We start from the raw sequence: 22,264 nt of genomic DNA, 5'->3' as shown, positions 1-22,264 counted from the left end.
TGGTTTCAGGCCTGCTTTTTCTTGCTGCCGATGCGGCTTTCCTCGCCGGCAAGAAGGCGCTTGATGTTGTCCTTGTGGCGCCACAGGAGCAGCCCTGACATGACGCTGATGGAAAGGATCCAGTTGGCGCCAAGCCCGAACAGAAAAGCCAGCCCGGGCGAGGCCAGGGCTGCGCACAGGGCTGCGAGGGATGAGTAGCGTAGCGTGAAGGCAACGCCCAGCCATACGCCGAGGATGGACAGGCCAAGCCAGCCACTGGCGCCCAGCAGTACGCCGGCGGCGGTGGCGACGCCCTTGCCGCCACGGAAGGCCAGGAAGACCGGGAAGAGGTGGCCAAGGAAGGCGGCAAGGCCGGCGGCGGGTGCTGTCATCGCGTCGAGGCCCAGGGATGGTGCAATGCTCTGCGCCAGCACGACGGCCAGCCAGCCCTTGAAGGCATCGCCGAGCAGGGTAAGGATGGCGGCCAGTTTGTTGCCGCTGCGCAGCACGTTGGTGGCGCCGGGGTTGCCCGAGCCATAGCTGCGCGGGTCGGCCATGCCAAAAAGGCGGCTGACGACGACGGCAAAGGAAACGGAACCGATCAGATAGGCGGCGACGAGCAGAAGCGCGAGTTGCATGTTTTTTTCGATGCGCAGCTAGAATGGGCGCGATTTTAGCCGGGACAGACGATGGATTTCATTTTTATCGAGGCATTGCGGGTCAAATCCCGGGTTGGCATCTATCCGCGTGAGCGGGTGACGGAGCAGCCCCTGGAGCTGAATCTGACTTTTGGTGTGCCCGATGCGGCTGCCGAGCATGACGATATTGCCGACACAATTGATTACGCCAAGGTGATTGAACGCATCCGGGAGGAGCTGGCCGTTCATCAATTCAATCTGATTGAAACCCTGGGGGAATTCATCGTGAAATTGCTTTTCGATGAATTCGGTGCGCCGTGGGTGAAGCTTGCCATTGCAAAGATTGGCGTGATGAAAGACGTTCGGCGCGTCGGCGTATTTATCGAGCGTGGCCGCAATGGTGCCGAACCGCCCGATCATCCGCCGACCGCAGGCCTGCCGCGTTAAGACTGGCAGGCCTGCGGTATTCAGCTTCAGGCGGCAGTGACGGTGGCTTCGGCGCGCAGTTCGTCGAGCGGCTTACCCTGGGCCAGCCAGTCAATGACCCACTGGGGCTTGCGGCCGTGGCCGGTCCAGCCAATGGCGGGGTTTTCCGGGTGACGGAACTTGATCACCGAAGCGGGTTTGGCGGCGGCTTTCTTGGCTGCCGGTTTGGCGACGGCCTTTTTCGGCGCCGCAACGGGCTTTTCGGCGGCTTCCTGGCCAAGCACTTCGTTCAGGCTCATGCCGTGTTCGGCGGCCAGCTTTTGCATGCGCTTGAGCAGATCCTTCTTGGCGGTGTCGGAGCGACGCCGAATCTCCGCTTCGACTTTGGTCTGGAGGCGACGCAATTCGGTAAGGGAAAGGGAGGAGATGTCCATGGCGTTGTGTTCCTTCGGCTTCTAGCTTTGTCGATCAGTTGATGTGAACGTGCTGTGAATCAGGCGGTTTTTCCCGGCCTTTATTCTGCCGATTATTTTGCCACTATTAGCTGATGGTTTGGCAAGTCTTTTTATTCTCATTCATTCCAGTGCCACGTTAACCAGTCCGGGGTGCAGCATCTGCAGGATGTCATGGGGGTGAACCCCAACGAGGAATCCTCTTTTTCCGCCGTTGATGTAAATGAGTGGCAGATCCAGAATGCTCCGCTCCATGAATACCGGAAGCACTTTCTTTGTGCCGAACGGTGAGGTTCCACCGACCATGTAACCCGTGTGGCGCTGGGCGACAGCGGGGTCGCAGGGGCTGATGTGCTTGCGGTCGATCTGGCGTGCAAGCTCTTTCGTGGAAACCTTGCGGTCGCCGTGCATCAATATAACGAGGGGGCGGCGCTCTTCATCTTCCATCACCAGGGTCTTTACGACGGCATGTTCGGCGACATTAAGTTCCCGTGCGGAAACCTTGGTTCCGCCATGCTCCTCGTAGGTATAAAGATGAGTGGAAAAGGCGGCCTTGTGCTGGCGCAGGAAGCGGGTCGCGGGCGTTTCGGGGGCATGCAGGTCTGGGCGGGCCATGGCTGAAATTAAGACCTTATGAAATGCAGCGGGTTGGGGAATGGGGCCTGGTAGTCGGGTTTTTGTCGAAGAGGTGTATGACCGGTTTAAGGAGCGCTTTCATGGCGCAATAGCCAGCGCTTCGCGTCGATCAGAAAGCCGCCACGATCATGGGCAAAGCCGCCGATTCCTGTGGCGGCAACGACTCGGTGGCAGGGAACGACGAGGGGAAAGGGATTGTCTCCGCAGGCCTGTCCGACTGCCCGTGCGGCGCTTTGGGCGGCTTTGGCCAGATCCCCGTAGGTTCGGGTCTCTCCGCGGGGAATTGCGGATATTGCGGCCCAGATTCGCTGGCGGAAAAAGCTCCCGCGGGCGGCCAGGGGCAGGGCAAAGGGGGCGTCGGGATCGTTCAGGTAGCGGGCCAGCTGAATAACTGTTTTCTCGGAGAGGGAATTCTCTGCGGCAACGAGTGGATGGTCAGGTGGGAGAAAAACGACTTCCTGAACACATTCGGCCGCGGTCACGATTCCCATTCGACCGAATGGGGTGGGCATTACGGCGGAGTAATGCCTGGAATCAGGGGGGCGTGTGGTGCGTGTGGGCATGCGTGAATTCTGCGCCCGGCACTGTCTGCCGGGCAAGGGAATCAGACTTTTCCGAGGAGGGCGTTTTTCAGCTCCTGATCGATTGGTTTATCGCCCAGCCAGATACGCAGGAGGGCCCGAAAGAAGTCCTCGCCGGGAATGTCCTTACCGCGGATTTCATTGCCGACGGATAAGCGGGTGCCGCTGCCGGGCAGCCATTCAAGGCGAATCTGGCTGCCGTTGGGGGCGGTTTTAAGGCTCAGTAGCGCATTGCGAAAATCGTCGGCACGGGCCTGCAGTTTGATGAATTCGGTCTCGCTGTGATTCTTTTTCAGGCCCTCGACGAGTGCGTCGGCGAATTGCTCGGCGGTCAGTTCACGCAGGGTGACGATCTGGATACGCCTGGGGCCGCTGGTGGTGGAGACGGCCTCGGCACTGTCGGCGCGCTTCGGGAGATACAGTCCGATGGCGTAGATCTTGAGCATGAAGCGGGTGCGCAGGCCGGCGCCGTTCAGGACCAGTTCGCTGCCGGCGACCGTGGCCTTGTCGTCGAAGCGTACGCCCGCGATATCCGCAGCGTGGGTGGGCAGGGCGATGATGAGTGCGGTGGCGAGCAGAGCCTGGCGCAAATGTCGGTGAAGAACGGTTTTCATGGCTGTCTCCTTTATGGTTTGGATGTGCAAACGCCCGTTCGCCGCTTTTTTCATGCGGTTAAAACGGGCGTTTGAATCTTAACCGGGAAGACTTCCGGTCGGGGCGATTTTTGTCAGGCTGTCAGCTACGTACCTGGCCGTCGCCAAAGACGATCCATTTCTGGCTGGTGAGACCTTCCAGGCCTACCGGGCCGCGGGCGTGGATCTTGTCGGTGGAGATGCCGATCTCGGCGCCCAGGCCGTATTCAAAGCCATCGGCAAAGCGGGTGGAGGCGTTGATCATTACCGAAGCAGAATCGACTTCGCGCAGGAAGCGCATTGCCCGGGTGTAGTTCTCGGTGACGATGGCTTCGGTGTGTTGCGACGAGCAGGTGTTGATGTGCTCGATGGCTTCGTCGAGGCCGGCGACGATCTTGATGGCGATGATCGGGGCGAGGAACTCCTCGGTCCAGTCGGATTCGACGGCTTCCTTGAGCTGGGATTCCGCAACCCCACCTTCGCGCAGAATGGCCAGCGATGCCGGGCAGGCGCGCAGTTCGACGCCCTTGCCGGCCAGCATGGCGCCGATGGCGGGCAATTGGGACTGGGCGACAGCGGCATCCACCAGCAGGGATTCGGTGGTGTTGCAGGTGCCGTAGCGCTGGGTCTTGGAATTTTCGACGATGGCCAGGGCCTTCGCCGGATCGGCGAACTCATCCACGTAAACGTGGCAGTTGCCGTCGAGGTGCTTGATGACCGGTACGCGGGCTTCGCGGGAGATGCGTTCGATCAGGCCCTTGCCGCCGCGGGGGACGATGACGTCCACGAACTCGGGCATGGTGATGAGTTCGCCAACTGCCGCGCGGTCGGTGGTGTCGACGACCTGGATGGCCGCTTCGGGCAGGCCGGCGGCGGCGAGGCCGGCGCGCACGCATTCAGCGATGGCCTGGTTGGAATGCAGGGCTTCCTTGCCGCCACGCAGGATGGCCGCATTGCCTGATTTGAGGCACAGGGCGGCGGCGTCGGCGGTGACGTTGGGACGGGCTTCATAGATGATGCCGATGACGCCCAGCGGCACGCGCATCTTGCCGACACTGATGCCGGAGGGGCGGCGCTTCAGGTCGGTCATTTCGCCGACCGGGTCGGGCAGGGCGGCGACTTGTTCGAGGCCGAGGGCCATGGACTCGATGCCCTTTTCGGAGAGCGTCAGGCGATCGATCATGGCCGGCTCGAGGCCGTTGGCGCGGGCTTCTTCGAGGTCGCGCTGGTTGGCGGCGGACAGCGCAGCCTTGCGGGCGCGGATTTCGGCAGCCATGGCCAGCAGGGCCTTGTTCTTGGCGTCGGTGGTGGCAGCAGCTACGGCGCGGGAAGCGGCGCGAGCCTGGCGGCCGACGGTCTGCATGTAGGTCTTGATGTCCATCTTGTCTCGCTTTGGGTCGTTGGTTGCGGCTTTAGCGCCGCGCCGGGGGCTGGTTTGCTGAGCCGCGGGTGAGGCGCAGGCACAACTGGAGGAATTCGTCCCATACGTCGCCACCGGCCAGGCCCTTGATCATCCTGTCAATTTTGGCGGCGTGCAAGATGGCTGTGCGCAGGGTGCCGGAGGCGAGGCGTGGCAGGGCGCGCTGAATGGCCTGTTTGCGGCGCTCCTCGAAGACCCGTTCGGCCTTCAGCAGACCTTGCAGTTGCTGGCCTTCGTCCATGCCCTGGCGCAGATTGGCGAGGGTGCGGATTTCGTTGGCAAGGGCCCACAGTACCAGCGGCGGTGCTTCGCCTTCGCCCTTGAGGCCTTCGAGGAGGCGGGCGCAGCGGGCTGCGTCGCCTTCCAGCAGGGCGGTGCGCAGCTTGTCCACGTCGTAGCGGGCGACGTTGAGTACCGCATCGCGAACCGCTTCAAGGGACAGTTCGCCAGCCTCATGCAGCAGACCGAGCTTGAGGATTTCCTGGTGGGCGGCGAGGAGGTTGCCCTCGATGTGCTCGGCGATGAAGGCGAGGGCGTCGGGGGTGGCCTTCTGCTGCTGGCGGGCCAGGCGCTGGGCGATCCAGTCGGGCAGACGCTCGCGTTCGGGCGCATTGAGTTCGACCACCACGCCGGCTTCGGCGAGGGTGACAAACCACGCCGCCTTGCGGGCGGCCCAGTCGAGTTCGGGCAGGCTGATCAGGGTGACGATGCCGTCGTCCAGATGACGGGCGTAGCGCTGCAGTGCGTCGCCACCGTCACGGCCGGGCTTGCCGTTGGGGATGCGCAGGTCGACCAGTTTGCTTTCGCCGAACAGGGACAGGTTGCCGGCGGCGGACTGCAGGGTGTCCCAGCGAAAACCCTGGCCGGCGACCAGCACTTCCCGTTCGGCATAGCCCTGCTTGCGGGCGGCTGCGCGTACCGCATCGCCGGCCTCGAGCACCAGCAGCGGCTCGTTGCCGTGGAGGATGTAGAGCGGGGCGAGGGGCTTGGCGAGCTGGGCGGAAAGTTGCTCGGGGCGCAGGTTCACGGCTGGGGTTTGGCCGCGGGCATTTTGGCGGCGGCGAGGCGGCGCATCAGTTGCTGAACCAGATCGCTCTGCATGTCGCGATAGAGCAGGATCTCTTCCTGTTCCTTGGCGAGCAGTTGGGAGTCGTCGAAGGCCAGGTCGCGGCGCAGGAAAATCTCGTTGGGGGCCATGATTTCCTGGCCGCTGTTGTCCACGAGCCGGAAGGTGAAGCGCTGGCGGAGTTGGTACTCGCGCACGCGGCCCTGGGTGTTGAGGGCCAGGATGGCTTTTTCCTTGGCGTCGGCGAGCACTTCGAGGCGCACCTGGGCGTCTTCGGGTTTTTCGGCGATGACGGTGGTGCTGCCGGCGCGGATCTGGCGCCGGATTGCCGCAGCCAGATCGGAATACTGGTACATGCCCAGGTAGATCGACTCGAAGGGCAGCGGGCGCGGGCCGCGCAGCTGGAAGCCGCAGCCGGAGGCAAGCAGCGGTGCGGCGCCGAGAAGAAAAAGGGCCCGGCGACGGCCGGGTGAGTGCAGCGGATGGGTCATTTACGCGGTTCCTCCTTGAGGCGCTGGCGTTCTTTCTCGTAAGCGTCGTAGCTTGGCGGTGGAGGGTCACGGACGATGTCGCGCCCCGGCTCGTACTGACGCCGGGTGTTCTCTTCCCGCAGGCCTTCGTAAAAAGCTCTGCTGGTGCAGCCGGCAAGCACGAAAGCCAGAATCAGGCAGATGACGAGACGCATGGCGCGACCCTCCGTTTGTCAGCAGACGATATTGACGAGGCGACCGGGCACGACCACGACTTTTTTGGGCGCCTTGCCTTCCATGAACTTGATGGCCGCTTCGTGGGCGACGGCGGCCGCCTCGATGGCGTCCTTGGCTGCATCAGCCGGTACCCGCAGGGACCCACGCAGTTTGCCATTGACCTGCAGCATCAGCTCGATTTCGTCCTGCACCAGGGCGGCGTCGAGCGGCTCCGGCCAGGCGGCGGCGAGGATGTCATCACCGTAGCCGAGCTGTTGCCACAGGGCGTGGCTGATGTGCGGGGTCAGCGGCGACAGGACGCGCAGCAGGATGCCGAAGCATTCCTCGAGCACTTCGGCGGCCAGGGCGCCCTGGCGCGGAGCCTTTTCGATGGCGTTGAGCATCTTCATCGTGGCCGAGGCCACGGTGTTGAACTGCTGCTTGCCCAGGTCGTAGTTGGCCTGCTTCAGAAGCAGGTGGATCTCGCGGCGGAAGGCGGCGAGTTCTTCCGGCAGCTTGGCGTTGGCGAGGCCGCGCTGGGCGCCGATTTGCGGGCGGATCTCGGTGGCGAACAGGTGGCCGAAGCTCCACACGCGGCGCAGGAAGCGGTAGGCGCCTTCGACACCCGCGTCGGACCATTCGAGGGTCTGCTCCGGCGGGGCGGCAAACATCATGAAGAAGCGCGCGGTGTCGGCGCCGTATTGTTCGATGAGCGACTGCGGGTCCACGCCGTTGTTCTTCGACTTGGACATGGTGGTGAGCTCATGTTCCAGCGTCGAACCATCCTTCTTCAGCGTGGCGCCGGTGATGTGGCCCTTGGCGTCCTTCTGGATGTCGATTTCGCTTTCCCAGAAGTAGTTCTTGCCGCCGCCTTCGGGCTTGTGGAAGAAGGCGTTGTTGAGAACCATGCCCTGGGTGAGCAGGTGGGCGAAGGGCTCGCGGTAGCTGACCAGACCCACGTCACGCATCACCTTGGTCCAGAAGCGGGAGTAGAGCAGGTGCAGGATGGCGTGCTCGATGCCGCCGATGTACTGGTCGACGGTCATCCAGTAGTCGGTTTCCTCGTCGACCATCTTGTCGGCGCCGAACCTGGTGGCGTAGCGGGCGTAGTACCAGGACGAATCCACGAAGGTGTCCATGGTGTCGGTTTCGCGACGGGCCGGCTTGCCGCACTTGGGACAATCGACGTGCAGGAAGTCGAGGCGCTTGTGCAGCGGGTTGCCGGAGCCGTCCGGCACGCAGTCTTCCGGCAGCTTCACCGGGAGCTGGTCGTCGGGCACCGGCACGGAGCCGCAGTCGTCGCAGTGGATGATCGGGATCGGGCAGCCCCAGTAGCGCTGGCGGGAGATGCCCCAGTCGCGCAAACGCCACTGGACCTTCTTCTCGCCGATGTTTTTGGCGGCCACGTCGGCAGCGATGGCGTCTACCGCGTCAGCGTAGGAGAGACCATCGTACTTGCCGGAATTGACGCAGTGGCCGTCCTTGCTGCCGTACCACTCCTGCCAGGCGTCCAGCGAATAGGCCTTGTCGCCGACGGCGACAACCTGCTCGATCGGCAGGCCGTATTTCTTGGCGAAGGCGAAATCCCGCTCGTCGTGGGCGGGGACGCCCATCACGGCACCGTCGCCGTAGCTGATCAGCACGTAGTTGCCGACCCACACTTCCACTTGCTTGCCGGTGAGCGGATGGGTGACGAACAGGCCGGTGGGCAGGCCTTCCTTCTCCATGGTGGCCATGTCGGCTTCCATCACCGAGCCGTGCTTGCACTTCTCGATGAAGGCGGCGAGCTCCGGGTTGCTCTTGGCGGCATGCAGGGCCAGCGGATGCTCGGCGGCCACGGCGCAGAAGGTGACGCCCATGATGGTGTCGGCGCGGGTGGTGAACACCCACATCTTGCCGTCGCCGATCAGGCCGTTTTCATCGCTGACTGCGTGGCTGAAGGCGAAGCGCACGCCAGTGCTCTTGCCGATCCAGTTGGCCTGCATCAGCTTGACGCGCTCGGGCCAGCCGGTCAGCTCGTCCAGGTCGCCCAGCAGCTCGTCGGCGTAGTCGGTGATCTTGAGGTAATAGCCGGGGATCTCGCGCTTTTCGACGAGCGCGCCGGTGCGCCAGCCGCGGCCGTCGATGACCTGCTCGTTGGCGAGCACGGTCTGGTCGACCGGATCCCAGTTAACCACCTGGGTCTTGCGTTCGGCAACGCCCTTTTCGAGCATGCGCAGGAACAGCCACTGGTTCCACTTGTAGTACTCGGGGGTGCAGGTGGCCAGCTCGCGGCTCCAGTCGATGGCAAAGCCGAGCGACTTGAGCTGCTGCTTCATGTAGGCGATGTTGTCGTAGGTCCACTTGGCCGGCGGCACCTGGTTCTTGATCGCGGCGTTTTCGGCGGGCAGGCCGAAGGCGTCCCAGCCCATCGGCTGCAGGACGTTGAAGCCCTTCATCTTGTGGAAGCGCGACAGCACGTCGCCGATGGTGTAGTTGCGCACATGCCCCATGTGCAGCTTGCCCGAAGGGTAGGGGAACATGGACAGGCAGTAGTACTTGGGCTTCGTGGCGTCGGCGGAAACGCGGAAGGCTTCGCTGCTGTCCCAATGCTGCTGGGCGGCACGTTCGATGTCGGCGGGGAGGTATTTGTCCTGCATGGGCTGGGGATGCGCAGATGGTACGAAACCGCTAATTATAAACTGGTCCTGCCGTGGCCGGTTTGACACGCTCAAGACCTTGATGTGACGGGGTATTTCTAGGTGTTGTAGGTCTTTCCCGCATGTCAGGCCAGAATGCCTCTGCTACAATCCGCCTCCCGCGTCGCAACATTTTTCCATGTCCGAGCCCCTCGTCCGTCTTGAGAACGTGCGTTTCGCCTATGGCGAACGGACGATCCTGCGCGACATTTCCCTGTCGATTCCCCGCGGTAAAGTGGTCGCGATCATGGGCGGTAGTGGGTGCGGCAAAACCACGCTGTTGCGTCTGATCGGTGGTCAGGAACGTGCCGTGAGCGGGCAGGTGACGGTGGACGGTCAGGATGTCGCCGGGCTCAACCGGGCAGACTTGTATGCCATGCGCCGGCGCATGGGCATGCTGTTCCAGTTTGGCGCCTTGTTTACTGACATGACGGTGTTTGACAACGTGGCCTTTCCGCTGCGCGAGCACACCGATCTGCCGCCCGAATTGATCAACGACCTGGTGATGATGAAGCTGCATGCGGTTGGCCTGCGCGGCGCCGCGAAGTTGATGCCGGGGGAGCTGTCCGGCGGCATGGCGCGACGCGTGGCGCTGGCACGCACCATTGCCCTCGACCCGATGCTGCTCATGTACGACGAGCCGTTTACCGGTCTCGACCCGATTTCCCTCGGCGTGATCGGTCAGTTGATCCGCCGCCTGAACGATGCCCTCGGGGCCAGTTCGGTGATCGTTACCCACGACATCCAGGAATCCCTGCTGATTGTCGATTACATCTACTTCATCTCGGAGGGGCGTGTGGTGGCTGAAGGTACGCCGGACGAGATTCGCCATACGACCGATCCCTTTGTGCACCAGTTTGTTCACGCCGAGGCCGATGGCCCGGTGCCCTTCCATTACCCGGCTGACGACTACGCCACTGCGCTGACCGGAGGGCCGGCCTGATGGGGGGCGTGTTCCGCAAGCTGGGGTCGATGGCGATCGACGGGGTGTGGCAACTGGGCTTCATCGCCCGCTTTTTCTGGTTGATCCTGCGTTATTCCGGCCAGTCCTTCACGCGTCTGCACCTGACGCTCCGCGAACTGTATTTCAGCGGCGTGATGTCGCTGCTGATCATTCTGGTGTCCGGTCTGTTCGTCGGTCTGGTGCTTGGACTGCAGGGCTACGAGACGCTGCAGCGCTACGGGGCAAGTGAATCGCTGGGGACGCTGGTGGCCTTGTCTCTGGTGCGGGAACTGGGCCCGGTGGTGGCCGGTCTGCTCTTCGCCAGCCGGGCGGGTTCGGCGGTGACGGCCGAGATCGGCTTGATGAAGGTGACCGAGCAGCTCAAGGCCATGGACATGATGGCGGTCAGCCCGATCGCCCGCGTGGTGGCGCCGCGCTTCTGGGGTGGCGTGTTGTCGATGCCGCTGCTGGCTGCGCTGTTTTCGGCGATGGGGGTGTTCGGTGGCTGGCTGATCGGCGTGGTGTTCATCGGCGTCGATAATGGTGCCTTCTGGTCGCAGATGCAGGCGGCAGTGGATTTTCGCTATGACGTGCTCAACGGGGTGATCAAGAGCACGGTATTCGGTGTGGCGGTAGCCCTGATTGCGGTATTTGAAGGTTATGACTGTGTGCCGACCGCCGAGGGGGTCTCCCGGGCGATCACGCGTACGGTGGTGAGTTCGGCGCTGGCCATTCTGGCAATCGATTTTGTAATGACGTCTTTCATGTTCCGAGGTCTATGATGAGTCGCACGACGCTCGATCTTTGGGTCGGTGTTTTCGTGGCGATGGGAATCGCCGCGCTGCTGTTCCTGGCGCTGAAGGTAGGCAGTATTTCCGGTTCCGACATCCAGTCGCCCTATACCCTGAGCGCCCGCTTCGACAATATCGGCGGGCTCAAGGCGCGTGCTCCGGTGAAAAGCGCCGGCGTGCTGGTGGGGCGCGTGTCGGAAATTCGCTACGACAATGAACACTTCCAGGCGGAAGTGGTCTTTACCGTTGATGGGCGCTACAAGTTTCCGACCGATACCTTCGCCAACATCCTGACGTCCGGCTTGCTGGGCGAGCAGTATCTTGGCCTTGATCCGGGCGGTGAAGAGAAGACCCTGGCGCCCGGCGATGTCATCAAAAAAACCCAGTCCGCCGTTGTGCTTGAAAAGCTGATCAGCCAGTTCATGTTCAACAAGGCGGCAGACGGCGAGCCGGCTCCGGCCAAGTAAGGGCTGGCGGCAACGGCCACAGAGAGCGCGATGCGGGTCATTCCGTGCGTGGAACAGGAAATGAAAAACAGGAAAGCTGCATCGAGGGCCCTGCTGCAGAGCGTTGCAACGCTCGCGCTCGGCCTTGGACTGACGGCCTGTGCCGGGCCTGGCGGGCATCCGAAGGATCCCCTTGAGCCTCTGAACCGGGCCACCTTCCGTTTCAACGAAGTCGCCGACAAGTACGTGATGCGTCCGGCGGCACAGGTGTATGACTTTGCGCCCCTGCCGGTAAAGACCGGAGTCGGCAATTTCTTCGGCAATATCGGCGACTTGTGGATCGGCGCGAACAACCTGCTGCAGGGCAAGTTTGTCGACGGTGCTTCCGATGGCGGTCGTTTCCTGGTCAACAGTACGGTCGGGTTGCTGGGGGTTTTCGACATTGCGACCGAGCTCGGGCTTGAGAAGCACGAAGAAGATCTTGGTCAGACCCTCGGGTTCTGGGGCGTCGGCGATGGTCCCTACATCGTCTTGCCCTTTCTCGGTTCGAGCAATTTGCGGGATAGCGTGGGTTTGTACATTGATCTGAGTGTCGATCCGGTCTGGCAGGTGAATGAGGTCGCCACGCGCAATTCCCTGTCCGGCCTGCGCTTCGTGAACCGCCGCGCTGCACTCCTTGGTGCCGACACCACGGCCGACCAGGCGGCGCTGGACAAGTACGGCTACATGCGCAGTTTCTACATGCAGTACCGCCTGAACCAGATCTACGACGGTCAGCCTCCGCGGGTGAAGGATCCCGATGACGAGGAAGCGCGCGTCGACGATGCCGGCGCTACGCTGGCCGCAACGGCTGAAGTCCCCGCAGCTCCCGACAAGAAAGAGAATCAGGAATGAAAAAAGTTGCTTCCCTGCTGGCCGCGCTGGCTCTTGGTATCGGTATCCAGTTCAATGCTTTTGCCGATGCCATTGCGCCCGACGCACTGGTCAAGAGCGTCACCGACGATGTGATCACCATCGTTCGTCAGGACAAGGCGATTCAGTCTGGCGACACCCGCAAGGCCGTTGAGCTGGTCGAAACCAAGGTGCTGCCGTATTTCGATTTCGCTCACATGACCCGTCTGGCCGTGGGCAAGGACTGGAAACAGGCCAATGCCGACCAGAAGGCGGTGTTGACCAATGAGTTCAAGACCTTGCTGGTGCGCACCTATTCCAACGCCCTGACCCAGTACCGCAACCAGCAGATCGACTTCAAGCCGCTCAAGGCCAAGCCGGAAGAGACCGACGTGATCGTCCGCACGGAAGTTCGTCAGCCGGGCGCCAAGGCGGTGCAGATTGACTACAACCTGGAAAAGCAGGGCGACAACTGGAAGGTCTACGACGTCATGGTGGCGGGCGTGAGCCTGGTCACCAACTATCGGGACAGCTTCGGCCAGGAGGTGCGCAGCGGCGGCATCGACGGCCTGATCAAGTCCCTCAAAGACAAGAACAAGCAGATCGACCCCGCGGTGTCGGCCAAGAAATGATCAATGCGGAAGGCAATCGCCTGAGCCTTTCCGGCCCGCTCACCATCGCCACGGTTGCCGGGGTGGTGGAGGAGGGCCGTGCCCAGGTGGTCGAGGCCGATCGGGTGGTCGATCTGTCTGCGGTAACCCACGTGGACTCTGCCGCCCTGGCCCTGCTGCTCAGCTGGGTACGGGCCGCCAGGGCTGCCGGGCGGCAGCTTTCCATCGATCACGCCCCGCCGGCGCTGGTCAGTCTTGCGTCCCTCTACGACGTCGACGCCATTCTTCCGCTGGCTCCCTGAGCCTTCCGTACCGTTCATGAGTCCTGCGATCCGCATTGCCGGTGTCACCAAGCGTTTCCGTTCCCTTCAGGCCCTGGCCGGGGTGGATCTGGAAGTGGCGCAGGGTGAGTTCTTCGGTCTCCTCGGCCCCAATGGCGCCGGCAAAACGACCCTCATCTCGACGCTGGCCGGGCTGGCCCGGGCCGACTCCGGCACGCTTGAAGTGATGGGCCACGACGTGGTGCATGATTACCGCGCCGCTCGCCTGGCCCTCGGCGTGGTGCCGCAGGAACTGGTGTTTGACCCCTTTTTCTCGGTGCGCGAGATGCTGCGCATCCAGTCTGGCTATTTCGGGATTCGCAACAATGACGCCTGGATCGACGAAATCCTTCACAGCCTGGATCTGACCTCGAAGGGTGACGTTAACATGCGCCTGCTCTCCGGTGGCATGAAGCGGCGGGCGCTGGTGGCTCAGGCGCTGGTGCACCGCCCCCCCGTAATCGTCCTTGACGAACCCACCGCCGGTGTCGATGTGGAGTTGCGTCACGGCCTGTGGCAGTTCATCCGCAAGCTCAACCGCGATGGTCATACCATCGTGTTGACCACCCATTATCTGGAAGAAGCCGAGTCCCTGTGCGGGCGCATCGCCATGCTCAAGGCCGGACGGGTGGTGGCCCTCGATACCACCGCCAATCTGCTCCAGCGCTTCGCCAGCCATAATTTGCAGGTGCGCCTCGCCGCCGCCGTCGTTTTGCCCGAGGCGCTGGCCGCCCAGGTGGTCAAGTGCGACGGCGTCGATCTTGAACTCGCCTTCGAGCGCTTCGACGACGTCGGCCAGCTCCTCGCCGGCCTGAAATCCGCCGGTGCGGAAATCGTCGACATGGCGATCGGCAAGCCGGACCTGGAACAGGTCTTCGTCGGCGTGATGAATCAGAACTGAGGATCCATGGAAGGCTTCAAGACCCTGTTATACAAGGAGTGCCTGCGTTTCTGGAAGGTGGGTTTCCAGACCGTGTTGTCGCCGGTGCTCACCGCAGTGCTCTACCTGCTGATCTTCGGTCATGTGCTGGAGGATCACGTCCAGCCCTATCCGGGTGTCAGTTACACGGCCTTCCTGGTGCCCGGCCTGGTGATGATGACGGTGTTGCAGAACGCCTTCGCCAACAGTTCCTCGTCTCTCATTCAGAGCAAGATCACCGGCAACATCGTGTTCGTGCTGCTTCCGCCGATCTCCTACCGGGAGTTCTATATGGCCTACGTGCTGGCGGCCGTGCTGCGTGGCACCATGTGCGGGCTGGGCGTGCTGCTGGTGTCGCTGCCGTTTGCGTCCTTCAGTGTGGCCGAGCCGCTGTGGATTGTCGCTTTCACGCTGATTGGCGGCGCTTTCCTGGCCAGCCTGGGGGTGATTGCCGGGATCTGGGCTGACAAGTTCGACCAGCTCGCCGCCTTTCAGAACTTCCTGATCATGCCGCTGACGATGCTCTCCGGCGTGTTCTACTCGATTCATTCCCTGCCGGATTTTTGGCAGGGCGTCTCGCATTTCAACCCGTTTTTCTTCATGATTGACGGGTTCCGCTACGGATTTTTCGGGGTCTCCGATGTCTCTCCCTGGATGAGCATCGGAGTAGTGACAGTCTGTTTTATCGTGCTCGCAATCATTACCCTGCAAATGCTTGCCAGGGGCTACAAACTGCGGGCCTGAGGATTAGAAAATGTTTCAAGCTAGTGAAATCGAACGGCTCATCGTGGCCGGACTCCATTGCGAATTCCTGCAAATCGAAGGTGAAGACGGCACCCACTTCTCGGGCATCGTGGTCAGCCCCGAGTTCGACGGCAAGCCGCGCGTGCGTCAGCATCAGCTGGTTTACGCCACCCTCGGCAAGCTGATGGGCAACGAGATCCACGCTCTCCAGCTGACCACCTTTACTCCCGGCCAGTGGGCCGAATTGCTGAAGGAACTGGGCTGAACGCCCATTGATGCATGGATAAACTGTTGATTGAAGGCGGCACCCGCCTGTCGGGCGAGATCGCCATTTCCGGCGCCAAGAATGCAGCCCTGCCGATCCTCTGTGCGGCGCTGCTGACCAAGGAGCCGGTGACCTTTACCAACGTGCCGCGTCTGAACGACATCGGTACGCTGCTGCGCCTGCTCGAGCAGATGGGCGTGAAGGTCAGCCGCGATGCCGACGTCGTCACGCTGGATGCGAGCGGGGTGGACAACCCGGTCGCGTCCTACGAAATGGTCAAGACCATGCGTGCTTCCATCCTGGTGCTCGGCCCGCTGGTGGCTCGCTTCGGTGAGGCCCGGGTGAGCCTGCCCGGTGGCTGTGCCATCGGTGCGCGGCCGGTGGACCAGCACATCAAGGGCCTGCAGGCCATGGGCGCCGAGGTCAAGGTGGAGCACGGTTACGTGCACGCCAAGGTGCCCCGCCTGAAGGGCGCGCGCCTGTTCACCGACATGGTGACGGTGACCGGCACTGAAAACCTGATGATGGCCGCCTGTCTGGCCGACGGCGAGACCGTCATCGAGAACGCCGCCCGCGAGCCGGAAGTCGTCGACCTGGCCAACTGTCTGGTCGCCATGGGCGCGCGCATTTCCGGCGCCGGTGGTGATGTGATCCGCATCCAGGGCGTGGACGCCCTGCACGGGGCCACCCACCGGGTCATGCCCGACCGCATCGAGACCGGCACCTACCTGTGTGCCGCGGCTGTTACGGGCGGCGAAGTGCGCCTGACCGGCACCTCGGCCAGCTACCTGGATTCGGTCATCGACAAGCTGATGGATGCCGGTTGTGAAGTGACCGCCGAACGTGACGCGATCCGCCTCAAGGGGCCGGCCCGCCTTGCTGCGGTGAGCCTGCGTACATCCCCGTACCCGGCCTTCCCGACCGACATGCAGGCCCAGTTCATGGCGATCAACGCCGTGGCCGACGGCACCTCGATCATCCGTGAAACCATTTTTGAAAACCGCTTCATGCACGCGGTCGAACTGCAGCGCCTCGGCGCCGACATTCGCATCGACGGCAACACGGCGGTGGTGAAGGGCGTTGCGAAGCTCGAGGGCGCCACGGTGATGGCGACCGATCTGCGTGCTTCGGCCAGTCTGATCATTGCCGGCCTGGTTGCCGAAGGTGAAACCACCATCGAGCGGATCTATCATCTCGATCGGGGTTACGAGCGGCTTGAGGAAAAACTCAGTGCGCTGGGGGCCCGGGTGCGTCGTCTGCGCTGAAATTCGTGAGGTGGGCCGCTTGCTGCGGCCCATGTCGGGAGGCTTCGGACGCCTTGGGCGTCCGGCTCAGCTGGCCGGGCTTACTGCCAGTACCGTGAGCTTGATGGCATGGCCTTCTGGTGTTTGCCAGTCAATGTGCTGGCCGGCCGAGAGGCCGAGCAGGGCGCTGCCGGCTGGCGAGAAGATGGAGACTTTTCCATCGGCCGCGCTGGCGTCCTGGGGCCAGGCCAGGGTCAGTTCGTATTCGCGGCCTGATGTTTCCTCGCGGAAACGGGCGCGGCTGTTCATCGTGATGACGTTGTCGGGCATGGCGTCGCTGTCGAGTACATTGGCGCGATCGAGTTCGGCGCGCAGGTCGTCGAGATCGCTGCGGTTGCGGGTCGGCGGCTTTGAGAGCAGGCCTTCCAGGCGTTCGAGATCGTGGGTTGAAACGATGATTTCGGGTTTCATGTCAAACTCTCCGGAGTGAAGGAAAAGAAAATGGCCGAACCCGCTTCAGCGGTTCAGCCATGGGGTCAAGGCTATCAGAAGGGGCGCCGCGGAACAAATGCCTTCCTGGATACCTCGGTGCGGACCTGGCCGCGAATCGGCTAGAATCACTTTTTACGCAGACAGATCATCATCTTGAACGGCATTACGCTCGCCCTTTCGAAGGGCCGAATCTTCGAAGAAACCTTGCCGCTGCTGGCCGCCGCAGGGATCACCCCGACCGACAATCCGGATACATCGCGCAAGCTCATTCTCGGCACCAACCGGCCGGATGTGCGGCTGGTCATCGTGCGCGCCACCGATACGCCGACTTACGTGCAGTACGGTGCCGCCGACATGGGTATCGCCGGCAAGGACACGCTGATCGAACACGGCGGGGCCGGGCTGTACCAGCCCCTCGACCTGAACATCGCCAAGTGTCGTTTGTGCGTGGCGGTGCAAAAGGATTTCGACTACGCCGCGGCCGTCAAGCGCGGTGCGCGCATCCGCGTGGCGACCAAGTACGTCAAGGCGGCCAAGGAACACTTTGCCGCCAAGGGCATGCACGTGGACCTGATCAAGCTCTACGGTTCCATGGAGCTGGCGCCGCTGGTTGGGTTGGCCGATGCCATCGTCGATCTGGTGTCCACCGGCAACACCCTGCGTGCCAACAATCTGGTCGAGGTGGAGGACATCATGCCCATCAGCTCCCGCCTCGTTGTCAATCAGGCCTCCCTCAAGCTCAAGCGTGAGTTGATCCAGCCGGTGCTGGAGGCCTTTGCCGGAGCCATCAAGCCATGAGTGCCCAGATTCGTCGTCTGTCGTCCACCGATTCCGGTTTTGTTGCCACCCTCGATGCCCTGCTGGCCTTCGAAGGCAGTACCGACGCGGCGATCGAACTGGCCGTCGCCGACATCCTGCAGACGGTGCGGCGGGATGGCGATGCGGCGGTCGTCGAGTACACCCGCCGCTTCGACCACCTCGATGCGCCCGACATGGCTGCGCTCGAACTGCCGAAGAGCGAGTTGGCCGCCGCGCTGGCCGGCCTCGGTGCCGAGCAGCGCAATGCGTTGGAGCTGGCTGCCGGCCGTGTGCGCAGCTATCACGAACGTCAGGTGCAGGAGTCGTGGCGCTACACCGATGAATCCCCGGGCATGGACGGCACCCGTCTCGGCCAGAAGATCACTCCGCTGGATCGCGTTGGCCTTTACGTGCCGGGCGGTCGGGCGTGCTATCCCAGTTCGGTGCTGATGAATGCGGTGCCGGCCAAGGTGGCTGGCGTCGGCGAACTGATCATGGTGGTGCCGACGCCCCACGGCCAGAAGAACCAGTTGGTGCTGGCCGCTGCCGCCATCACTGGCGTCGACCGGGTGTTCACCATCGGTGGCGCCCAGGCTGTGGCCGCACTGGCCTACGGTACGGCAACCATCCCGCAGGTGGACAAGATCGTCGGTCCGGGCAACGCTTACGTGGCGGCTGCCAAGCGGCGAGTGTTCGGCACCGTTGGCATCGACATGGTGGCCGGGCCGTCCGAAGTGCTGATCATCTCCGACGGTTCCGGCAATCCGGACTGGGTGGCGATGGATCTCTTCGCCCAGGCCGAACACGACGAGCTGGCCCAGTCCATCCTGTTGTGTACCGACGAAGCCTTCATCGGTCGCGTGGAGGAGAGCATCACCCGCCTGTTGCCGGAGATGCCGCGTCGCGAAACCATCGCCACGTCCCTCAAGAACCGGGGGGCGCTGATCCTTGTGAAGGATCTCGACGAAGCCTGCGAGATCGCCAACCGCATCGCGCCGGAGCACCTGGAGTTGTCCCTCGCTGATCCCTACCAGTGGGTCGACAAGATCCGCCATGCCGGGGCGATCTTCATCGGTCACTACTCGGTCGAGGCGCTGGGCGATTACTGCGCCGGTCCGAACCACGTGCTGCCGACCATGCGCAGCGCGCGTTTCTCCAGCCCGCTGGGAGTGTATGACTTCCAGAAGCGTACCAGCCTCATCGACATATCCGAGGCGGGGGCACAGACGCTTGGGCGGATCGCCTCGGTGCTGGCCCACGGTGAAGGCTTGCAGGCCCACGCCCGTTCGGCGGAGATGCGTTTGAAGCGCTGATTGCCCGCGACGGATGCAAAAAAGCCGCACCCAAGGGTGCGGCTTTTTCTTGGCACCTGCGGGTCAGGCGAGAATTTCCTTCAGTGCATCGAGCAGCAGCCGGCACTGGACGTCGGTGCCGACTGTGATGCGCAGAAACTGGTCGATGCGTGCGGCCTTGAAGTGACGCACGATGATGCTGCGCTCGCGTAGTGCGGCGGCCAGCGCAGCGGCATCCCGGGCCGGGTGACGGGCAAAGACGAAGTTCGCGGCCGAGGGCAGAACCGAAAAGCCCAGTGCGGCGAGCCCGTTGCTCAGCGCGTCGCGGCTGGCAATTACATGCCGACGGGTCTGGTCGAAGTAGTCTGCGTCGTCCATCGCCGCGCTGGCGCCCACGATGGCAAGGCGGTCGAGCGGATAGGAATTGAAGCTGTCCTTTACCCGCGTCAACGCTTCGATCAGCTCCGGCTGGCCGATGGCGTAGCCAACCCGCAGTCCGGCCAGCGAGCGCGATTTGGAGAGCGTCTGGGTAACCAGGATGTTCGGGTGCTGCTTCACCAGCCCGACGGCGGTGGGAATGACATCCAGGCCGCCGAAATCCACATAGGCCTCATCGATGACAATCGGGCTGTCGGGCAGGGCGGCCGCCAGGCGGGCGATGTCGGCGAGCGGCAGCAGGCGGCCGGTGGGGGCGTTGGGGTTCGGGAAGATTACCGCGCCGACCTTGGCTGCACCACGGGCGAGGTAGTCGTCGACGCAGATCGCGAAGTCTTCGTCCAGTGCCACGGTTTCGTAGTCAATGCCGTACAGCCCGCAATACACCGGATAAAAGCTGTAGCTGATGTCCGGGAAGAGCAGGGGCTTGTCGTGCTTGAGCAGGGCCTGGAAGGTATGGGCAAGGACTTCGTCCGAGCTGTTGCCGACGAAGACCCATTCCGGCGGCACGCCGAAGTGCCGGCCGACGGCGGCTTTCAGTTGCGAGCCGGTCGGGTCCGGGTAGAGCTTGAGGCTGTCGGCGCTCTCGCCCAGTTCGTCGCGGATCGCTTCCAGCACACGAGGGCTGGGCGGGTAGGGGTTCTCGTTGGTGTTGAGCTTGACCAGGTTGGCGAGCTTGGGCTGCTCACCGGGAACATAGGGGGTCAAGTCGTGAACGACGGGGCTCCAGAAACGGCTCATGGCTGGCGTGCTCGGCGGTGCGTGGCGCCGCAAGGGACGATGAAAACACTAAATGCTATCATGACCCCATCCAATCCCCTGTTCCGACCGTTCTTCTGGAAAATAGCGCAATGCGGCAAGCCGAAATCTCCCGCGATACCCTTGAGACCAAGATCCGGGTCAAGATCAACCTGGATGGCTCGGGTAACAGCCAGCTCAACACCGGTATCGGTTTCTTCGATCACATGCTCGATCAGATCGCCCGTCACGGCACCTTCGATCTCGAGATCGAAGCCGTCGGCGATCTGCACATCGACGGCCACCATACGGTGGAAGACGTGGGCATCACCGTCGGTCAGGCCTTTGCCAGGGCCGTCGGCGACAAGAAGGGCCTGACCCGCTACGGTCATGCCTATGTGCCCCTCGACGAGGCCCTGTCCCGCGTGGTGGTGGACCTGTCCGGTCGCCCCGGGCTGGAGTTCGATGTGCCTTTCTCGGCCGGTGCCATCGGTGCACTGGATACCCAGCTCGTTTATGAGTTTTTCCAGGGCTTCGTCAATCATGCCGGCGTGAGTCTGCACATTGACAACCTGAAGGGGCGCAACGCGCACCATCAGTGCGAAACCGTTTTCAAGGCTTTCGGTCGTGCCCTGCGCATGGCCGTGACGCCCGATCCGCGCCAGGCCGGCGTGGTGCCGTCCACCAAGGGGGCGCTATGAGCAAGGTTGCGATCATCGATTACGGCATGGGCAACCTGCGTTCCGTGGCCAAGGCCATCGAGCATGTGGCCAGCGACGCGACGATCGTCGTGACCGCCGATCCGCAGGAAGTGCTGTCCGCTGACCGGGTGGTCTTCCCCGGCCAGGGGGCGATGCCCGACTGCATGCGTGAACTGGACGCCCGTGGCTTGCGCCCGGCGGTGCTGGAAGCGGCCAAGAACAAGCCTTTCCTCGGTATCTGCATTGGCCAGCAAATGCTTTTCGAGCACAGCGAAGAAGGCAACGTGCCTGGTCTTGGCATCTTCAAGGGTGAAGTGCGCCGCTTTCCCGCCGACAAAATGGTGGCCGCTGATGGTTCCCGCCTGAAGGTGCCGCACATGGGCTGGAACGAGGTGTGGCAGAAGCAGGCCCACCCCCTTTGGGATGGCATCGAAGACGGTGCCCGCTTCTACTATGTGCATAGTTATTACGTGGATCCGGCCGATCCGGCCCTCGTCGCTGCCACAACCGATTACGGCATCCCCTTTACCGGGGCGGTAGCGCAGGCTAATATCTTCGCCATCCAATTCCATCCGGAAAAGAGCGCGCAAGCTGGGCTGCAACTCCTGTCGAACTTCATGTGCTGGAAGCCCTGATTTCACGCTCCGATCCATTCCGTCGTTCCGTTTCAACTCCTACCGCCCTTCTCTTCCTATGCTGCTGATTCCCGCTATCGACCTCAAGGACGGTCACTGCGTGCGCCTGAAACAAGGCGAAATGGACGCTGCCACGGTCTTCTCCGAAGACCCCCAGGCCATGGCCCGACACTGGATCGACCAGGGCGCCCGGCGCCTGCATCTGGTTGATCTGAACGGTGCCTTTGCCGGCAAGCCGAAGAACGAAGCGGCGATCAAGGCCATCCTCAAAGAGGTTGGCGACGAGATCCCGGTTCAACTCGGCGGCGGCATCCGTGACCTGGATACCATTGCACGCTACCTCGACGCCGGCCTGTCCTACGTCATCATCGGCACCGCCGCGGTGAAAAACCCCGGCTTCCTGCACGATGCCTGCAGTGCCTTCCCGGGCCACATCATCGTCGGGCTCGATGCCAAGGACGGCAAGGTGGCAGTGGACGGCTGGTCCAAACTCACCGGCCACGACGTCATCGACCTCGCCAAGAAGTTCGAGGACTATGGCGTCGAAGGCGTGATCTACACCGACATCGGCCGCGATGGCATGCTCTCGGGCGTGAATATCGAAGCCACGGTGAAGCTCGCCCAGGCCCTGCGCATTCCTGTCATTGCCAGTGGCGGCATTGCGGCTATGGCCGACGTGGAGGCCCTGTGTGCGGTGGAGTCCGAAGGCATCACCGGCGCCATCACCGGTCGGGCCATCTACGAAGGCACGCTCGACTTCGGTGCGGCCCAGGCCCGTGCCGACGAGCTTGCCGAGGCCGACTGA

At 62.8% G+C, this 22,264-nt stretch carries 28 protein-coding genes; 16 read left to right on the top strand and 12 right to left on the bottom strand.

What is annotated here, in order from left to right; genetic code table 11:
* Positions 1–5: 5 nt before the first annotated feature.
* Positions 6–617: a glycerol-3-phosphate 1-O-acyltransferase PlsY gene (plsY, locus tag ETQ85_RS17670; protein ID WP_148580407.1), complete on the bottom strand. Its 612-nt coding sequence runs from the start codon at positions 615–617 to the stop codon at positions 6–8.
* Between the two features lie 51 nt (positions 618–668).
* Here plsY and ETQ85_RS17665 point away from each other — a divergent pair, with 51 nt between their 5' ends.
* Positions 669–1,064, top strand: coding sequence for a dihydroneopterin aldolase (locus ETQ85_RS17665; protein WP_148580406.1), 396 nt, complete (start codon positions 669–671; stop codon positions 1,062–1,064).
* A 26-nt stretch (positions 1,065–1,090) separates the two neighbouring features.
* On the opposite strand, the gene ETQ85_RS17660 is transcribed toward ETQ85_RS17665, so the two are convergent.
* The 9 genes from ETQ85_RS17660 to leuS all read right to left on the bottom strand — a co-directional run bounded on the left by ETQ85_RS17660 (position 1,091) and on the right by leuS (position 9,155).
* A complete protein-coding gene (locus ETQ85_RS17660; RefSeq protein ID WP_148580405.1) occupies positions 1,091–1,477 on the bottom strand; it encodes an H-NS histone family protein in 387 nt (128 codons plus the stop codon).
* A 141-nt stretch (positions 1,478–1,618) separates the two neighbouring features.
* Entirely contained in the window at positions 1,619–2,110 is a 492-nt protein-coding gene (gene ybaK, locus ETQ85_RS17655; RefSeq protein WP_148580404.1) for a Cys-tRNA(Pro) deacylase, read from the bottom strand.
* 86 nt (positions 2,111–2,196) lie between these two features.
* Positions 2,197–2,622, bottom strand: coding sequence for a methylated-DNA--[protein]-cysteine S-methyltransferase (locus ETQ85_RS17650; RefSeq protein ID WP_246128805.1), 426 nt, complete (start codon positions 2,620–2,622; stop codon positions 2,197–2,199).
* Between the two features lie 113 nt (positions 2,623–2,735).
* Positions 2,736–3,326 carry a chalcone isomerase family protein gene (locus ETQ85_RS17645; protein WP_148580402.1) on the bottom strand — a complete coding sequence of 197 codons (591 nt, stop codon included), beginning with the start codon at positions 3,324–3,326 and terminating at the stop codon, positions 2,736–2,738.
* A gap of 121 nt (positions 3,327–3,447) precedes the next feature.
* Complete coding sequence (locus ETQ85_RS17640; RefSeq protein WP_148580401.1) at positions 3,448–4,725, bottom strand: glutamate-5-semialdehyde dehydrogenase; 1,278 nt, start codon at positions 4,723–4,725, stop codon at positions 3,448–3,450.
* 31 nt (positions 4,726–4,756) lie between these two features.
* Positions 4,757–5,791 carry a DNA polymerase III subunit delta gene (gene holA, locus ETQ85_RS17635; protein ID WP_148580400.1) on the bottom strand — a complete coding sequence of 345 codons (1,035 nt, stop codon included), beginning with the start codon at positions 5,789–5,791 and terminating at the stop codon, positions 4,757–4,759.
* A complete protein-coding gene (locus ETQ85_RS17630) occupies positions 5,788–6,321 on the bottom strand; it encodes an LPS-assembly lipoprotein LptE (protein ID WP_148580399.1) in 534 nt (177 codons plus the stop codon). The genes holA and ETQ85_RS17630 overlap by 4 nt, the downstream gene beginning before the upstream one ends.
* Positions 6,318–6,515 carry a hypothetical protein gene (locus ETQ85_RS17625; protein WP_148580398.1) on the bottom strand — a complete coding sequence of 66 codons (198 nt, stop codon included), beginning with the start codon at positions 6,513–6,515 and terminating at the stop codon, positions 6,318–6,320. The genes ETQ85_RS17630 and ETQ85_RS17625 overlap by 4 nt, the downstream gene beginning before the upstream one ends.
* An 18-nt stretch (positions 6,516–6,533) precedes the next feature.
* Entirely contained in the window at positions 6,534–9,155 is a 2,622-nt protein-coding gene (gene leuS, locus ETQ85_RS17620; protein WP_148580397.1) for a leucine--tRNA ligase, read from the bottom strand.
* 178 nt (positions 9,156–9,333) lie between these two features.
* On the opposite strand from leuS, the gene ETQ85_RS17615 reads away from it, so the two are divergent.
* The 10 genes from ETQ85_RS17615 to murA are packed head-to-tail and all read left to right on the top strand — an operon-like array spanning position 9,334 to position 16,389.
* Positions 9,334–10,137, top strand: coding sequence for an ABC transporter ATP-binding protein (locus tag ETQ85_RS17615; RefSeq protein WP_148580396.1), 804 nt, complete (start codon positions 9,334–9,336; stop codon positions 10,135–10,137).
* Complete coding sequence (mlaE, locus tag ETQ85_RS17610) at positions 10,137–10,919, top strand: lipid asymmetry maintenance ABC transporter permease subunit MlaE (protein ID WP_148580395.1); 783 nt, start codon at positions 10,137–10,139, stop codon at positions 10,917–10,919. The genes ETQ85_RS17615 and mlaE overlap by 1 nt, the downstream gene beginning before the upstream one ends.
* Entirely contained in the window at positions 10,919–11,395 is a 477-nt protein-coding gene (gene mlaD / locus ETQ85_RS17605; protein ID WP_148580394.1) for an outer membrane lipid asymmetry maintenance protein MlaD, read from the top strand. The genes mlaE and mlaD overlap by 1 nt, the downstream gene beginning before the upstream one ends.
* A gap of 60 nt (positions 11,396–11,455) precedes the next feature.
* Positions 11,456–12,268: an MlaA family lipoprotein gene (locus ETQ85_RS17600; protein WP_148580393.1), complete on the top strand. Its 813-nt coding sequence runs from the start codon at positions 11,456–11,458 to the stop codon at positions 12,266–12,268.
* On the top strand, positions 12,265–12,897 hold the full coding sequence (locus ETQ85_RS17595; RefSeq protein ID WP_148580392.1) for an MlaC/ttg2D family ABC transporter substrate-binding protein: 633 nt from the start codon (positions 12,265–12,267) through the stop codon (positions 12,895–12,897). The genes ETQ85_RS17600 and ETQ85_RS17595 overlap by 4 nt, the downstream gene beginning before the upstream one ends.
* Positions 12,894–13,178, top strand: a complete 285-nt coding sequence (locus tag ETQ85_RS17590) for an STAS domain-containing protein (protein WP_148580391.1) — start codon at positions 12,894–12,896, stop codon at positions 13,176–13,178. Before ETQ85_RS17595 ends, ETQ85_RS17590 begins: the two co-directional genes overlap by 4 nt.
* A gap of 16 nt (positions 13,179–13,194) precedes the next feature.
* Positions 13,195–14,097 carry an ABC transporter ATP-binding protein gene (locus tag ETQ85_RS17585; protein ID WP_148580390.1) on the top strand — a complete coding sequence of 301 codons (903 nt, stop codon included), beginning with the start codon at positions 13,195–13,197 and terminating at the stop codon, positions 14,095–14,097.
* A 6-nt stretch (positions 14,098–14,103) separates the two neighbouring features.
* Positions 14,104–14,859 (top strand): ABC transporter permease, encoded by a 756-nt coding sequence (locus tag ETQ85_RS17580; RefSeq protein WP_148580389.1) that lies wholly within the window; start codon positions 14,104–14,106, stop codon positions 14,857–14,859.
* 10 nt (positions 14,860–14,869) lie between these two features.
* Positions 14,870–15,124: a BolA family protein gene (locus ETQ85_RS17575; protein WP_148580388.1), complete on the top strand. Its 255-nt coding sequence runs from the start codon at positions 14,870–14,872 to the stop codon at positions 15,122–15,124.
* A gap of 14 nt (positions 15,125–15,138) precedes the next feature.
* The gene (gene murA / locus ETQ85_RS17570; protein WP_148580387.1) at positions 15,139–16,389 is read left to right on the top strand and encodes a UDP-N-acetylglucosamine 1-carboxyvinyltransferase; all 1,251 of its coding nucleotides are present in this window, start codon (positions 15,139–15,141) and stop codon (positions 16,387–16,389) included.
* Between the two features lie 66 nt (positions 16,390–16,455).
* Here murA and rnk read toward each other — a convergent pair whose 3' ends face one another.
* Positions 16,456–16,839, bottom strand: coding sequence for a nucleoside diphosphate kinase regulator (gene rnk / locus ETQ85_RS17565; RefSeq protein WP_148580386.1), 384 nt, complete (start codon positions 16,837–16,839; stop codon positions 16,456–16,458).
* A 174-nt stretch (positions 16,840–17,013) separates the two neighbouring features.
* Between rnk and hisG the strand changes: the two genes are divergently transcribed.
* Both hisG and hisD read left to right on the top strand, forming a co-directional pair.
* Positions 17,014–17,658 carry an ATP phosphoribosyltransferase gene (hisG, locus tag ETQ85_RS17560; protein ID WP_148580385.1) on the top strand — a complete coding sequence of 215 codons (645 nt, stop codon included), beginning with the start codon at positions 17,014–17,016 and terminating at the stop codon, positions 17,656–17,658.
* Positions 17,655–18,971, top strand: coding sequence for a histidinol dehydrogenase (gene hisD, locus ETQ85_RS17555; RefSeq protein ID WP_148580384.1), 1,317 nt, complete (start codon positions 17,655–17,657; stop codon positions 18,969–18,971). The genes hisG and hisD overlap by 4 nt, the downstream gene beginning before the upstream one ends.
* 63 nt (positions 18,972–19,034) lie before the next feature.
* On the opposite strand, the gene hisC is transcribed toward hisD, so the two are convergent.
* Complete coding sequence (hisC, locus tag ETQ85_RS17550) at positions 19,035–20,126, bottom strand: histidinol-phosphate transaminase (RefSeq protein WP_148580383.1); 1,092 nt, start codon at positions 20,124–20,126, stop codon at positions 19,035–19,037.
* A 110-nt stretch (positions 20,127–20,236) separates the two neighbouring features.
* Here hisC and hisB point away from each other — a divergent pair, with 110 nt between their 5' ends.
* Genes hisB through hisA form a run of 3 tightly spaced genes read left to right on the top strand, consistent with a single transcriptional unit; the run spans position 20,237 to position 22,264 of the window.
* Positions 20,237–20,824 (top strand): imidazoleglycerol-phosphate dehydratase HisB, encoded by a 588-nt coding sequence (gene hisB / locus ETQ85_RS17545; protein WP_148580382.1) that lies wholly within the window; start codon positions 20,237–20,239, stop codon positions 20,822–20,824.
* Positions 20,821–21,459 (top strand): imidazole glycerol phosphate synthase subunit HisH, encoded by a 639-nt coding sequence (hisH, locus tag ETQ85_RS17540; protein WP_148580381.1) that lies wholly within the window; start codon positions 20,821–20,823, stop codon positions 21,457–21,459. The genes hisB and hisH overlap by 4 nt, the downstream gene beginning before the upstream one ends.
* A 58-nt stretch (positions 21,460–21,517) precedes the next feature.
* On the top strand, positions 21,518–22,264 hold the full coding sequence (hisA, locus tag ETQ85_RS17535) for a 1-(5-phosphoribosyl)-5-[(5-phosphoribosylamino)methylideneamino]imidazole-4-carboxamide isomerase (protein WP_148580380.1): 747 nt from the start codon (positions 21,518–21,520) through the stop codon (positions 22,262–22,264).

The sequence above is a fragment of the Zoogloea oleivorans genome (assembly GCF_008107625.1).
GTDB lineage: Bacteria > Pseudomonadota > Gammaproteobacteria > Burkholderiales > Rhodocyclaceae > Zoogloea > Zoogloea oleivorans.
The sequence above is the reverse complement of the archived record's forward strand: the minus strand, read 5'-3'. Positions and strand labels throughout refer to the sequence as shown.